General features: G+C 64.7%; 14 protein-coding genes. 3 read left to right on the top strand and 11 right to left on the bottom strand.

The annotated features are described in order from the left end of the window. Positions 1 to 241: 241 nt before the first annotated feature. Positions 242 to 1,264 carry a nicotinate-nucleotide--dimethylbenzimidazole phosphoribosyltransferase gene (cobT, locus tag ACX3OW_RS14100; protein ID WP_459096421.1) on the bottom strand — a complete coding sequence of 341 codons (1,023 nt, stop codon included), beginning with the start codon at positions 1,262 to 1,264 and terminating at the stop codon, positions 242 to 244. 65 nt (positions 1,265 to 1,329) lie between these two features. Here cobT and ACX3OW_RS14095 point away from each other — a divergent pair, with 65 nt between their 5' ends. Both ACX3OW_RS14095 and ACX3OW_RS14090 read left to right on the top strand, forming a co-directional pair. After that, complete coding sequence (locus ACX3OW_RS14095) at positions 1,330 to 2,160, top strand: adenosylcobinamide-GDP ribazoletransferase (RefSeq protein WP_459096420.1); 831 nt, start codon at positions 1,330 to 1,332, stop codon at positions 2,158 to 2,160. A gap of 115 nt (positions 2,161 to 2,275) precedes the next feature. After that, on the top strand, positions 2,276 to 2,962 hold the full coding sequence (locus ACX3OW_RS14090; protein WP_459096419.1) for a retropepsin-like aspartic protease family protein: 687 nt from the start codon (positions 2,276 to 2,278) through the stop codon (positions 2,960 to 2,962). Positions 2,963 to 3,104: 142 nt separating this feature from the next. On the opposite strand, the gene dusA is transcribed toward ACX3OW_RS14090, so the two are convergent. The 10 genes from dusA to ACX3OW_RS14040 all read right to left on the bottom strand — a co-directional run bounded on the left by dusA (position 3,105) and on the right by ACX3OW_RS14040 (position 13,485). Then, positions 3,105 to 4,112 (bottom strand): tRNA dihydrouridine(20/20a) synthase DusA, encoded by a 1,008-nt coding sequence (gene dusA, locus ACX3OW_RS14085; protein ID WP_459096429.1) that lies wholly within the window; start codon positions 4,110 to 4,112, stop codon positions 3,105 to 3,107. Between the two features lie 77 nt (positions 4,113 to 4,189). Continuing rightward, complete coding sequence (locus ACX3OW_RS14080; RefSeq protein ID WP_459096428.1) at positions 4,190 to 4,990, bottom strand: IclR family transcriptional regulator; 801 nt, start codon at positions 4,988 to 4,990, stop codon at positions 4,190 to 4,192. Positions 4,991 to 5,030: 40 nt separating this feature from the next. Beyond that, positions 5,031 to 6,227: an aminotransferase class V-fold PLP-dependent enzyme gene (locus ACX3OW_RS14075; RefSeq protein ID WP_459096418.1), complete on the bottom strand. Its 1,197-nt coding sequence runs from the start codon at positions 6,225 to 6,227 to the stop codon at positions 5,031 to 5,033. A 39-nt stretch (positions 6,228 to 6,266) separates the two neighbouring features. Next, positions 6,267 to 6,758, bottom strand: coding sequence for a RidA family protein (locus tag ACX3OW_RS14070; RefSeq protein ID WP_459096417.1), 492 nt, complete (start codon positions 6,756 to 6,758; stop codon positions 6,267 to 6,269). A gap of 16 nt (positions 6,759 to 6,774) precedes the next feature. Continuing rightward, positions 6,775 to 7,746, bottom strand: coding sequence for an ABC transporter ATP-binding protein (locus ACX3OW_RS14065; RefSeq protein ID WP_459096416.1), 972 nt, complete (start codon positions 7,744 to 7,746; stop codon positions 6,775 to 6,777). After that, positions 7,743 to 8,750 (bottom strand): ABC transporter ATP-binding protein, encoded by a 1,008-nt coding sequence (locus ACX3OW_RS14060; RefSeq protein WP_459096427.1) that lies wholly within the window; start codon positions 8,748 to 8,750, stop codon positions 7,743 to 7,745. The genes ACX3OW_RS14065 and ACX3OW_RS14060 overlap by 4 nt, the downstream gene beginning before the upstream one ends. Before the next feature lie 8 nt (positions 8,751 to 8,758). Next, a complete protein-coding gene (locus tag ACX3OW_RS14055) occupies positions 8,759 to 9,970 on the bottom strand; it encodes an amidohydrolase/deacetylase family metallohydrolase (RefSeq protein ID WP_459096415.1) in 1,212 nt (403 codons plus the stop codon). Beyond that, positions 9,970 to 10,833: an ABC transporter permease gene (locus ACX3OW_RS14050; RefSeq protein WP_459096414.1), complete on the bottom strand. Its 864-nt coding sequence runs from the start codon at positions 10,831 to 10,833 to the stop codon at positions 9,970 to 9,972. The genes ACX3OW_RS14055 and ACX3OW_RS14050 overlap by 1 nt, the downstream gene beginning before the upstream one ends. After that, a complete protein-coding gene (locus tag ACX3OW_RS14045; protein WP_459096413.1) occupies positions 10,833 to 11,774 on the bottom strand; it encodes an ABC transporter permease in 942 nt (313 codons plus the stop codon). Before ACX3OW_RS14045 ends, ACX3OW_RS14050 begins: the two co-directional genes overlap by 1 nt. Positions 11,775 to 11,949: 175 nt before the next feature. Then, on the bottom strand, positions 11,950 to 13,485 hold the full coding sequence (locus tag ACX3OW_RS14040; RefSeq protein ID WP_459096412.1) for an ABC transporter substrate-binding protein: 1,536 nt from the start codon (positions 13,483 to 13,485) through the stop codon (positions 11,950 to 11,952). A gap of 267 nt (positions 13,486 to 13,752) precedes the next feature. Here ACX3OW_RS14040 and ACX3OW_RS14035 point away from each other — a divergent pair, with 267 nt between their 5' ends. Continuing rightward, positions 13,753 to 14,202: a universal stress protein gene (locus tag ACX3OW_RS14035; RefSeq protein ID WP_459096411.1), complete on the top strand. Its 450-nt coding sequence runs from the start codon at positions 13,753 to 13,755 to the stop codon at positions 14,200 to 14,202. Positions 14,203 to 14,246 lie beyond the last annotated feature (44 nt).

Raw genomic sequence — 14,246 nt, 5'->3', positions numbered from 1 at the left:
AGCCTCGATGCCATCCTCGCCCACCACAACAACACCCCCCGAAAATGCCTCGGCTTCCGTACCCCCGCCGAGGCCTTCATCCCGTTGCACTTCAAATGTGAATCCACACCCGGCTCAAGGCCGGGGTGACACCGTGGACGGGGAGAGGTTGGTGGTGCCTCAGCTCTCTCTGCATGAGGTAGGCCTCCTCACCCGACCCAAAAGGGTCGACCTCTCCCCCGAAGGGAGAGGTAAAAGAGGGCTAGCCCTCTTTGCCGCTGATGGCGGCGCTGTCGAAGGTCGCCATGTTGTTGTGCAGGTGCAACGCGGTTTTGGCGAGCACGGCGGCCAGGGCCGCGCCGCTGCCTTCGCCGAGGCGCATGCCGAGGTCGAGCAGGCCTTTTTGACCCATCGCGGTGAGCGCGCGGGCGTGGCCGGTTTCGGCGGACACATGGGCGAAGAGGCAATGGTCGATGGACGCCGGATTGACGGCGTGGGCGATGGCGGCAGCGCTGGTGGCGACAAAGCCGTCGATGATCACCGGGACCTTCTGGTGGCGGGCGGCGATCAGCGCGCCGAGCATGGCGGCGATTTCGCGGCCGCCGAGGCGGGCGAGGATGGCCAGCGGGTGATCGAGCTCACCGGCATGGCGGGCCAGCGCGCGGTCGACAGCATCGGCCTTGCGGGCGAGGCCGGCATCATCGACGCCGGTGCCACGACCGACCCAATCGGCGCCAGTGCCGCCATAAAGCGCGGCGAAGAGCGCGGCGGCGACGGTGGTGTTGCCGATGCCCATTTCGCCGATGCAAATCAGATCGGGCTTACCGGCAATGGCTTCCATGCCATAGGCGATGGTGGCGGCGCACATCTTGTCGTCGAGCGCGGCTTCCTGGGTGATGTCGCCGGTGGGCAGTTCCAGCGCCAGTTCAAACACGCGCAGATTGATTTCATGCAGTGCGCAAATCTGCGAGATCGCTGCGCCGCCATTGGTGAAATTGGCGACCATCTGCGCGGTCACGTCGCGCGGGAAGGCCGAGACGCCCTGATCGGTGACGCCGTGGTTACCGGCGAAAATCGTGACCATCGGATTGTCGAGCCGGGGTTGCGCCCTGCCCTGCCAGCGCGCCAGGAATTCGACCAGGCCTTCGAGGGCGCCGAGCGAGCCGGCGGGCTTGGTCAATTGCGCATCACGGGCACGGACGGCGGCAACGGCGGCCTCATCGCCATCGGGCGCGATGGTCAGGAGCTCGATGACATCGGCGTAGGCAGGGCTGAGCGGGGGCATGGCGAGTCACGATGGTTCAGGATAGGAAGGTGCCGCCTTGTTGCCGATTGCGGGACGAAAAGCAATTGAACGCCGATCAGCCTTCCGTTGAACCCAGCGAACCAAGCGGCCCGCGCACGCCGGCTGGCGGCATGGGTTTGCGTGACGATTTCATCATGGCGCTGCGGTTTTTCTCGCGGCTGCCGACGGGCAATACGCCACATCAATTGCCTGATCTGGGACGGATCGCCATGGCGCTGCCGCTGGCCAGCGTGGCCATCGGCATCGGCCCGGCGCTGCTGCTGGTCGGGGCCAGCCTAATCGGCTTGCCGAGCTATTTTGCGGCGGCGCTGGCGGTGGCGGCGATGGTGATCGCCAGTGGGGCGATGGCCGAGGATGCGCTGGCCGATGCCGCCGACGGGCTGTTTGGCGGGCACAGCATTGCCCGGCGGCTGGAGATCATGAAGGACAGCCGGCACGGCACCTATGGGGTGGCGGCGCTGAGCCTGTTTTTGCTGCTGCGGGTGACGGCGCTGGGGGCGGTAGCCACGGTCAATCCGCTGGCGGCCGCGGCGATCTGGCTGGCGGCGAGCATTGTCGGGCGCTCCGGGGCATTGTGGCTGGCGGTGGCCTTGCCGCCGGCGCGGGTGGATGGCGCATCGGCGACGGCGGGGCAATTGCCGGGGCGGAATTTTGCCGTGGGCGCGGTGTTTGCATTGGTGCTGCTGTTTCTGCTGGCGGGGCCGGCGACCAGTATCCTCGGGCTTGGGGCGGCGTTGGTGCTGGCGCTGCTGGTGATTGCCGGCTGGACGGCATTGTGTCGGCGCCTGGTGGGCGGACAGACCGGCGATCTGATCGGGGCGCTGGGGGCGCTGGGGGAGATTGCGGTGCTGACCGGGTTGCTGGTGTTTGTGTAACTTTCACCGTGACATCGAGCGGTGGAGAGCTCCGCGACAACGGTGGTCTTGAATTTGCCCTGCTCAGCGGCTTTATCGTATTGATGGCACTTGGAAACCGGCGAGAGGCGCAGGCATGATCTTTATCGGCATTGCGCTGGTGATCGCAGTGGGCATTGCCCTGCTGATCAGCGCCGACGCGGGGAGTCTGGTGAGGCTGACGCAGGCGCAGACCGGGCAATTGATTCCGCTGCTGGTGATCCTCATCGTGTTTGCCGGCGGGCTGTTTACGCGGCGGCGCAAGGCGAGCGAGTTGCTGGGCGGGGTATTGCTGTGGGTCGGCATCTTCAGCATCGCGGCGCTGAGCTATGCCTATCGCGACGAGCTGACCGGAATTGCGGCGCGGGTGGCCGGGGAATTGCGGCCCGGCATTGCGGTGGTGGATTCGGCGCAGGGGCTGGCGACGTTCCGGCGCGGACTGGGCGGGCATTTCGAGATCAATGCCACGGTGAACGGGCATACCACGCCGATGATTTTTGATACTGGCGCCAGTGCGGTGGTGCTGACCATTGCCGATGCCGAGGCGGCGGGGATCGACACCGACGGGCTGGCCTTCACCCTGCCCGTCTCGACGGCCAATGGCACCGGGCGCGCGGCGCGGGTGCGGCTGGAGCGGATTGTGGTGGGCGGCATCGTGCGCGAGGGCGTGGTGGCGTTTGTCACCGAGAGCGGCGCGCTGGACACCAGCCTGCTGGGGATGACGTTTCTGGAAACGCTGAGCCGGTATAGCGTGACGCAGAATTCGTTGGAGTTGGCGGATTGAGTTAGCCGCAATTTTACCCCACCCACCGTGTCACCCCGGCCTTGAGCCGGGGCCCATCCACCGATCGCGCGGGTGGGGACAATCTCAGGATGGGTCCCGGCTCAAGGCCGGGATGACATCGAGGTTGTGGAGGGAGTAGCGCTTAGCTGGCTTCGGCCAGGCGCGGGCGATCCAGCGCTTCCATGGCGCGGAGCATCACGGAGGAATCGGCTCCCGGCTTGCAAGCGTCGACGCTCATGATCTGGCGGAAGTGGCGGGCGCCGGGGAGGCCGTTGGCGAGGCCCAGCATGTGGCGGGCGATGGCGTTGAGGCGGGTGCCGTGTTCGGCGGCCTGGCGGTCGGCATAGGCGGCCATTTCGGTCATCACCGCTTCGAGGGTGATCGGCGCGGCGGGGGCCTCGAAGAACAGCTGGTCGACGTCGGCCAGCAGCATCGGATTGTGGTAGGCGGCGCGGCCGAGCATGACGCCATCGGTGTGGGCCAATTCGGCGACGGCGGCGTCGATGGTGTCGAGGCCGCCATTGATCAGCACCGGCAGCGGCGTCAGGCGGGCGCGCAGGCGGTGCACGCGGTCATAATCCAGCGGCGGGATGGTGCGGTTTTCCTTGGGCGACAGGCCCTTGAGCCAGGCCTTGCGGGCATGGACATAAAGCGCGTCGACCTTGGCTTCGACCATGGCGTCGGCGAAACGGTCGAGGCTTTCCTCGATGTCTTGATCATCGATACCGATGCGGCATTTGACGGTGACCGGGCGGTCGGTGGCGTCGCGCATGGCGCGGACGCAGTCGGCGACCAGCGCGGGTTCGGCCATCAGGCAGGCGCCGAAGCGGCCGGACTGCACCCGGTCGGAGGGGCAACCGACATTGAGGTTGATCTCGGCATAGCCGAACTCTTCCGCGATCCGGGTGGCCTTGGCCAGTTCAGCCGGATCGGAGCCACCCAATTGCAGGGCGACGGGGTGTTCGGCGGCTTCGAAATGCAGATGGCGATGCGCGTCGCCATGGACGATGGCGGCGCTGGTGACCATTTCGGTGAACAGCAGGGACTCGCGCGTCAGCAGGCGATGGAGCGTCCGGCAATGTCGGTCCGTCCATTCCATCATCGGGGCTACCGAAAATCTGCGCGCAGGATAAGGCAAGGCTGGTCCCATAATTCTGGCCGTCATCGCTTCATATCGCGGATGGGGGCGCAATTGGCAAGGAACAGGCGGGGGATGGCAGCTATGCCTCAGCGCTGGCGGAGCCAGCCGAGGCGGCTTTCGACGCGGTGGGCGCTGGCGCGGACCAGGGTGATCAGATCGGGGTCTTTCTGCTGCACTTTGTGCTCGGGCACCACAATGGACATGGTGGCGTGGCAGCGGCCGGCGCGGTCGAGGATCGGCGCGGCAATGCAGGCGACGGCGAAATCGGATTCGCCGGCCTGAATGGAGAGGCCCTGCGCCAGTGCTTCATGGGCGTTGTCGGCCAGCACCTGCGGATCGGTTTCGGCCTGGCCGGTGGGCGAGACGCGGGCCGAGCGGGCGAAGATGGTCAGCAGCTCGTCTTGCGGCAGATGGCCGACCAGCAAGCGGCCCGAGGCCGTCCAGTTGAGCGGGCTGCGGGTGCCGATGCGGGAGCTGACATTGAACTGGCCGCTGCCATCTTCCATCGCCAGCACCACCATCATGTCCTGATCGCGGCCACAGATCTGCACGGTCTCGCCCGACTGGCGGGCCAGTTCGTGCATTTCCTGGGTGGCGGCGCTGAGCAGATCGAGGCTGCGGGCGTAGCTCAGGCCATAGTGATACAGGCGCGGCCCGAGCCAGATCTGGCCATTGCTGTCGCGGTCGAGCAGGTCTTTGGCCACCAAATCGTCGATGATGGCATAGATGGTGGAGAGCGGCGCGCCGACAGCGCGGGCGATTTCATAAGCGGTGCTCGCCTGCTCGACCTGCTGCAGATAATCGAAAATCTGCAGCGCCCGGTCGATACCGCTGGTGCGGGTCCGGCGGGCCGGCTCGGTCTGGCTGTCTATCTCGGTCACCGTCACGCTCCGGCCGCTCACCTAAAGTCCGTACCCCTCTACGCTGTCAGTCGAGCCACTTCAATATCGCGGCTTCCTGGGCCAGCCAGCGTTCGGCCAGGGGCGTGTGGATCAGCTCGTTGGAACGCTGGGCGCGCTCCAGCTCCTCGATCAGGCGTTCGGCGACAATGGCTTCCTCGTTGGGGTGCAGATTGCACGGATCGAGGAAGAAATGGCCATGCTCGGCTTCGTGGTCGCGGACGATGACCGGGCGGTCGCCGCGCGCCATGGCGCTGGCGAAATCCCAGGCGGTGATGCGGGCCAGTTCCGGGTCGATGACGACCTTGAGACGATCCAGCGGATTGTCGGTGGGATCGGGCACGATGGTGGCGGTGATGCCGGGACGGCCTTCAAGGGTTTCGACCCACAGGTCGAGCGCCTGGCGTTCGCGGGCGCGGATGCCGGCGTGATCGCGGGTCTTCCAGGCTTCGAGCGCGGCAATGACGCCGACAATGCCTTCCTTGCCGATCTTCATGCCGCGACCGATGCCACGGTTCTGCAGGTAGATATTGCGGATGAATTCCTTGTCGCCGGCGCAGATGCCCGAGGTGGGGCCGCCGAGGAATTTGTGGCCGGAATAGAGCACGACGTCAGCGCCATCAGCGAGGAATTTGTGCAGATCGTATTCGGAGGCGGCGTCGACAATGACCTTGACGCCACGGGCGTGGCAGACTTCGGCAAAAGTCTTGAGCGGGATCTGGGCGTAGTCGACCACGTGATGGGAGACGACATAGACGGCGGCCACGGTGCGCTCGGTGACGGCGCCGGCCAGCTGATAGGCATAGGCGCTGGTCGCCTGCCCCACCGGCACGACCTTGCCGCCGGCAAGGCGGATGGCCTGTTCCACCGGTGCGCCATAGCTGACCATGTGGCCGGCCTGGATCAGCACTTCATGGTTCAGCGCGCCGGTGTCGGGGAGCTGCTCGATGGCCCACAGATTATCGCCGGTGATGGCGGCAGCAACAGCGAGGCTGATCGCCGCCGAGCAGGAGGCGGTGACGAAGCCGGCTTCGGCGCCGGTCAGCTCACCAATCACCGTGCTGGCGCGGCGATGTAGATCACCCATCTCGACGAACTGGTTCAGCACGCGGGTGATGGCGTCGACGGCCTGCGGCACCACGATGGAGGCGCCCAGCGAGGTCATGGTGCCGGAGACGTTGATTACCGGGCGAAGGCCCAATTCGGCGCGAATATCCTGGGTCATTGGTTCACTCTTTATGGGCGCTGCGGAGCAATATGGGGGTTAGTCGAAGGCGACGACGGCTTCAATCTCGACGGTGATCTGGTTGGGCAGCGAGCCAAAACCCACTGCCGAGCGGGCATGCACGCCGCGCTCGCCAAACACTGCATTCATCAGGTCGGAGCAGCCATTGATGACGGCGGGATGTTCGCCGAATTCGGGCGTCGCATTGACCATGCCGAGCAGCTTGACCACGCGGCGCACGCGGCCGAGATCGCCCAGCGCGGCCTGCATCACGGCGATCAGATTGATCCCGGTGAGGCGGGCATGGGCATAGGCCTGTTCCACCGACACATCGGCGCCGACCTTGCCGGTATAGAGCGTGCCGTTGGGTTCGGTGGGGCCCTGCCCCGACAGGAACAGCAGCTTGCCTTCGACCACATGGGTGACGAAATTGGCGATCGGAGACGGCGCTTCGGGCAAGACAATGCCCAGAGCCGCCAGCCGGTCATAGGGGGTCGCATCCGGGCGCTGAACCAGCTCGGAAATGCTCATAACAGACTCCAACTAACTAAAGCTCGCCCTGGCGAATGCAGGCGACATGATGATTGCCGCCGATATGCTCGACCGGCGGGATGATGTTGGCGCAGGCGTCGATGGCCACCGGGCAGCGGGTGCGGAACACGCAGCCCGAGGGTGGATTGATCGGCGAAGGAATGTCGCCCTGCAGCGGCACGTGGGTGCGCTTGCGCGTCGGGTCCGGCACCGGCGCGGTGGCCAGCAAAGCCTTGGTGTAGGGATGGCGCGGCTGGGCATAGACCTGGCGCGAGGGGCCGCGCTCCATCACCCGACCGAGATACATCACCACGACTTCGTCGCAGAGATATTCCACGACGCTGAGATCGTGGGCGATGAACAGCATGGTGAGGCCGAGATTCTGCTGCAGCTCGCCGAGCAGGTTGAGCACCTGCGCCTGCACCGAGACGTCGAGCGCGGACACCGGCTCGTCGGCGACGATGAAATCGGGCTCGACCGCCAAAGCGCGGGCAATGCCGATGCGCTGACGCTGGCCGCCGGAGAATTCATGCGGGAAGCGGCGCGAATAGTCAGGCGACAGGCCGACCAGATTCAGCAATTCGGCGACGCGGTCCTGCCGCTGCTTCCCCCGAGGATAGCCGCGCGCGTCGAGGGCTTCGCCAATGATGGCGTCAATGCGCATGCGTGGGTTGAGGCTCGAATACGGGTCTTGAAAGACGATCTGCAGGCGCTTGCGCCACTGCTTCATCTCGCGGGCTTTCAGCGCGAAAATGTCGGTACCGTCAAAGATCGCCTGCCCCGAAGTGGGCTCGACCAGACGCAGGATCGAGCGACCGGCGGTGGTCTTGCCCGAACCGGATTCGCCGACCAGGCCAACGGTGGTGCCGCGCCGAATGTCAAAACTGACATCTTCGACGGCGTGGACGATCTGGCCGTTGCGACCGGCAAAATGCTTGGTCAGCCCACGGACGCTGAGCAGCGGGGTTTCATCGCTCGGCTGGGTCATAGCTCATGGCTCCTGATGCAGCGCGAAAAGGTTTCCGGGCCAGCCGGGATCAAAGGCGGCAGCGCGGTGCGGCAAGCCGGGATGGCCATCGAGCAACGCGGCTCAAAGGCACAGCCGGGGGGCAGATTGGTGATCGGCGGCACCGAACCGGGGATGGAATAGAGCGCGCGGCGCGCCCCATCTTTGCCCAGATCGCGGGTGGCGTCGGGGGTGCAGGCCAAGAGGCCCTTGGTATAGGGGTGGGTCTGATGCGCGAACAGCGAATTGACCGGCGCCTGTTCGACCACGCGCCCGCCATACATCACCACGACATCATGGGCGACTTCGGCCACGACGCCCAGATTGTGGGTGATGAACAGGATCGACATGCCGAACTGGGCCTGCAGCCGCTGCAGCAGATCGAGGATCTGCGCCTGAATGGTGACGTCGAGCGCGGTGGTCGGCTCGTCGGCAATCAGCAAGGAGGGATTGCAGCTCAGCGCCATGGCGATCATGACGCGCTGGCGCATGCCGCCGGACATCTGGTGCGGATAATCATCGATCCGGCGCGCGGCGTCGGGAATTTCGACGTGCTTGAGCATTTCCAGCGCCTTGGCGCGGGCCTCGCTGCGGCTCACCGGGGAATGCAAAGCGATCATCTCGCCGATCTGGTCACCCACCGTGTAAAGCGGGTTGAGCGAGGTCATCGGCTCCTGAAAGATCATGGCGATTTCGTTGCCACGAATGGCGCGGAACTGCTTGGGGGCGAATTGAGCGAGGTCGTGCACCTGTTCGGCGCGGTCGCGGAACAGGATTTCGCCACTCTCGATGCGGCCCGGCTTGGCCAGCAGCCCCATGATGGAGAGGCTGGTCACCGACTTGCCGGAACCGGACTCGCCGACCACGGCCAGGGTCTTGCCGCGCTTGAGATCGAAGGTCACGCCATCAACGGCCTTGGCCGTGGAGCGCTTGCTGACGAACCAGGTCTTGAGGTCGCGGACCGACAGGATGGTGTCGGGGGCCAGAGGTTCGCTCATGCAGGGCCCCCGCAAGTCGGGCAGCTATGGCCAGTGGCCGCCGGCTGGTGGCGACTGGCGGTGACCGCCTCGGCGCCGAGGATGGCGTAACGCGGCTCGAAGGTTTCGTGCAGCGTGCTCTTGGCGCCCTGGCTGTCGGTGACGGTGAGATCGCCCTTCACCAGATCGAACAGGGTGAACTCGGCCGGCTTGCCCACAGTGAGCAGATTGTCGGCGGGCTTGTTGATGGCGCGCTTGGGGGCGGTGGAGGAGGCGATGATCACATCCTCGAATTCCATGCCGACCGAGAGCAGCTTGCTCATGGTCGTTGCCATGTCCCACACCGAGGTGTCGAGCGAGCGATTGTGCAAATCGGTGGAAATGGTATTGGGCTTGAGGCCACGCGCCAGCGCTGCCTTGCCCACATCGAAGGAGAAGGACGCACCGCCATGGCCGACATCGAGGATGATGCCGCGCTTGGAGGCTTCTTCGGCGAGGTTGTAGAGATCCTCATCTTCGATGATGGAGCCGCCCTGCTTGCCGTTGAAGCAATGGGTGACGATATCGCCCTCGGTCAGCAGACCCAGCACGTCATCATAGAGCGGGGGCGGCTCGCCGACATGGACCATGACCGGCAGATCGAGCACGCGGCTGAGCTTTTTCGCCAGCTTGAGCGGCACCAAATCCCAGCCGCCGGAAATCACCGCGCTGGCGCGGACCTTCAGGCCGACGATAACGTCGCGGTTTTCCTTGATCACGGCAATGGTGCGGTCGATGTCGATCGAGCGCATGTCCTGCAATTCGGTCACCCGGTTGCAGGCGACCAGACCGATGGAGCCCAGATTGAGGAAGGCGTAGATGTTCTCGCGCGCCGGCTCGATGATGAATTCGCGCAGACCGTGGAAATTGGCTTCGCCGGCGGAGCCCGCATCAACGATGGTGGTGACGCCGCGCGCTGCGCCGCCCTGCTCGGGGCGGATGGAAATATCGGTGCCGCCATACCAGACGTGGGCGTGCAGATCGGTCCAGCCGGGCGAGATGAAGGCGCCGTTGGCTTCGACCAGTCTGGCGCTGTCGGCGGCGATATTGGCGCCGACATCAAGGATCGCGCCATCGGTAGCCACCAGCACGTCGAGGACGGGCGGCAGGCCGGGCTGGGCGAAGCCGATGGGCTTGGCGCCCTTGATCAGCAGGTTCTGGGCTTGGGGTTTGAAGCGGTTATCGAACATCAGACATCCTTGGCGAGGCGCGGATCGAGGAAATCGCGCAGACCGTCGCCGACGAGTTGCAGAGACAAAACGGTGATAATGATGGCGCCGCCGGGGAACCACATGATCCAGGGGGCCTGTTCCATATATTGGCGACCGACCGAGATCATGGTGCCCCAGGTGGGGATATCGGGCGAGATGCCGACACCGAGGAAGGAGAGACCGGCCTCGGCCAGAATGGCGTTGGCGAAGATGAAGGTGGCCTGCACCAGCAGCGGCGAGGTGAGGTTGCGCAGCACGTGGCGCACCAGGATCACCGGGGTCGGCACGCCCAGCGCACGAGCCGCTTCGACATAGGGCAGTTCGCGGATCACCAGCGTCGAGGCGCGCACGACGCGGGCCAGACGCGGGGCATAGACCACGCCCAGCGCGATCACCACGTTATTGGCCGAAGCCCCCAAAGCCGCCACCAGCGCGATGGCCAGCAGGATATCGGGGAAGGCCATCATGGCGTCGATCAGGCGCGACACCGGGGTATCGAGCTTGCGGAAAAAGCCCGACATCAGCCCGAGAAACACGCCGATGATCGAGGCGAAGATCACCACCGCGAAGCCGACCAGCAGCGAGGTGCGGCCGGAATAGAGCACGCGGGTGAGCACGTCGCGGCCCAGATCGTCGGTGCCGAACAGATGGAGCAGGCTGGGGCCCTGCATACGGTCACGCACGGCCAGCTTGGCTGGGTCATAGGGGGAAATCCACGGCGCCAGCAGGGCCAGCACCACAAAGACCACCACCACGATCAGCCCGACCATGGCGGCGGGGCGGGTTGCCAGCTTTTGCAGCAGATTGGGTTCGCGCAGGGCGGGAGCAGCAATGGTACTCATTAGTAACGCACCCGCGGGTCAACGATCAGATACAGCATGTCGATGGCGAAATTGACCAGCACATAGAGCCCGGCCACCACCAGCAGCGCGCCCTGAATCACCGGGTAATCGCGGCGCAGCACGGCGGAGACGATGAGGCTGCCGACGCCGGGCAGGCTGAACACGGTTTCGGTGACGATGGCGCCGGAAATCAGCAAAGCGGCGGTGAGGCCGATGACGGTCAGGATCGGGATCAGCGCGTTCTTGAGCGCATGCTTGACCACGACGCGCCACTCGCTCATGCCCTTGGAACGGGCGGTGCGGACGTAATCATCATTGAGCACGTCGAGCATGGAAGCGCGGGTAAAGCGGGTGATCAGCGCCGAGCTGACCAGACCCAAAGTGACCGCCGGCAGCACCAGATGGTTCATGCGGGTGCCAAAACTGGCGCCGGGACCGCCATAGCCGGAGGTATCGAACCACCCCAGCTTGACCGCAAACATTTGCATGAAAATCAGGCCAAGCCAGAAGCTGGGAATGGAGGCGGCGAACATGGCGAGCGCCGTGGCGGCCTGATCGAACACCGAACCGCGCCAATAGGCCGACAGCACGCCCACCGGCAGCGCGATCAGCGTGGCGATGGCCAGCGAGAAAATGGTGAGGAAAAATGTCGGCTCGGCGCGCTGCATCAGCGCTTCCGTCACCGGCATGTTGAGAAAGATCGACTGGCCGAAATCGCCGCGCAATATGCCGCCGACATAGCTGAGAAATTGTTCGGGGATCGAGGCGTCGAGCCCCAGGCGCTGGCGCAGGCTGGCGATATCGGCAGCGGTGGCATCGGGTCCGAGCATCACGGCGGCAGGGTCACCGGGGGTAACACGCACAATGACGAAGACGATGGTGACCACCAGCGCCATCACCACCAGCATGCCGAAGATGCGATTGAATGCGGAGCGGATCATGAGATTGGTTCGGTTCCTGCTGAAAGCGTTGCAAACCACTATGTCATCCTGAGATCGCGCCCGCTCGGGCATTTCAGGATGGGCCCCGGCTCAAGGCCGGGGTGACATCGGGGTTGTGGCACGTTCAAAAACAATCCCGCCGCGGCCAGAGCCGCGACGGGTAGGTCGGGAGGACCTATTCAGTCAGATAGGCGTTCCAGAAATACGGCCACGGCGCCGGCGTCACGCCGTCCAGAGCCGGGTTCTGTGCGGCCAGGGCGTTGAAATTGCCGACCTTGTAGCCGGGGATCTCGTCATAGATGACCTTCTGGACATCGACGAACAGCTCGACGCGCTTGGCCGGATCGCTTTCCGCGTTAAACGCCTCGACGACGGCATGCTTGGCATCGCTGACCCACCAGCCGGGGCTGGTGTCGGACATGATGCCCATCAGCGACGGCTCAGGCAGGAAAGGGCTGTGGGTGATGTAGATGTCCCACTGCGACGGATCGGCACGGTTGGTGGTCAGGGTTGCCCATTCCACCACGTCCAGCTGCACCTTGAAGCCAGCGGCTTCGAGGTATGCCTGAGCCACGAGTGCCATCTTGTAGTGGAACTCATACTGACGGCTGGTCAGGATGCGCAGCGGCTTGCTGCCATCATAACCGGCTTCGGCCAGCAGGGCCTTGGCGGCTTCGGTGTCGCCCATCGGCTTGTAAGCCTCGGTGCCGACTTCGGAGTGCCAGACATAGCCTTCCGGATACCAGGCAGCATCGATCGAGAAGAAGTCTTCCGAACCGAAAGCGGCCAGCATCATGTCTTCCGGCGCCAGCGCAGCCTGGATGGCCTTGCGGATGCGGATGTCGGAGTTGAGGCCTTCCTTGGTGTTCATCATGAACACCGGCCAGCCGAACGGAGCCAGCACCACCGGTTCGGTTGCGCCATCGCTGATCTGCTGGAAGGACTCGACCGGGAGCTGGTCGACATAGTCGTACTGGCCAGCCATGGCGGCGCCGATACGGGTGTTGGGATCGGGCACCGGAACGAAACGGATTTCGTCCAGATACTGGTTGCGGGCGCCGCCGTAACCGTCGACTTCGCCGCCGAGCGACTGGTAGCCGTCAAAACGCACGAGCTGGATATACTGATCCGGCACGCGTTCCTGCAGCTTGTAGGGGCCAGTGCCGATGAAGCTGGTCAGCGGGTCCTGCGCGGCATTGGCGGCCGGGATGATGATCGCAGCGGCGTTGTTGAACGACAGCAGCGGCAGCAGCGGCGCGTAAGGCTTGGACAGGGTGATGGTGATCGTGGCGTCATCGGTGGCGACGACCGAAGTGATGACTTCGGCGGCCTGCTTGCCGCGCGTGGCGATCTTCATCCAGCGATCGAGCGAGGCGACGACGTCGACCGAGGTCATGACGCTGTCGTCATGGAACTTGATGCCGGGGCGCAGCGGGATGGTGTAAACCGTGCCGTCTTCGGAAATCGTCGGCATGGCAGCGGCCAGCAGGGGCGTCGTGCCCCACTTGGCGTCGAATGTGTAGAGCGTCTCGAACATGTGCTGGGTGACGATGCCAACCAGGTCAGCGGTCGAGGCCATCGGATCCAGCGTCGGCGGCTCGCCGATGGTGGCGACGTCGATGATGCCACCAGCCGTCTGGGCGTAGGCCAGACCATTTGCCGAACACAATGCGACCAGGCTCGTAGCCATGGCCAATGCGAAATGCTTCATTTTTGCTCCCCTCCAGATATTCCCTAATATTGGAATATATACTGTTGTTGCGGATGATGCTCGCATCTGAGTTTTTGTCCGTCAAGGGCGTTGTCCGTGCGGTGTGGACAAACGCCGTCGCTGGAGGGGGCGGCCGGGAGCCAGCGGCGCGACCGAAATGGCCGTGTTGCGCCTTGCTCGACGGGGATCGACGGGCGCATGATTTGAATCAAGGACGGGCCGGCCGGATGGGCATAGGCTGAGGACCACAATCGAAAGGAAAGCGCCATGTACTCACGCATAGTTGTCGGCATTGATGGATCGGAACTGGCCACCAAGGCGCTGCGCCATGCGCTGGAATTGGCCAAGCAGACGGGCGGTCGGCTGTATGTGGTGATGGCGACCGAGCCGTCGATGATGGTGGTGGCGGGCGCCGAAGCCATTGGTGCCGGCACCGGCGAGATCATCGCGCAACTGGAGGAATCCAAGGCGACTTTCGCCAGCGAAACGCTGGCCGAAGCCAAGATTGTGGCCGAGGCCGATGGGCAAAGCATCGAAACCTTCCACATGCCGTCGAGCACCGCAGCCGATGCGATTCTGACGACGGCGGAACGGCACGGCGCCAGCCTGATCGTCATGGGCTCGCATGGTCGCCGGGGCCTGGGCCGGCTGCTGCTCGGCAGCCAGGCGGGCGAAGTGCTGGCGCACAGCACGATTCCGGTGCTGGTGGTCAAGTAGCACTAACATGTCAGTTCTGGCGTAAAGGGGCGATTTCCAGTATG

Source organism: Devosia sp. A449 (assembly GCF_054489375.1).
Note: the sequence above shows the minus strand (reverse complement) of the source record. Positions and strands in the feature narration are given on the sequence as shown.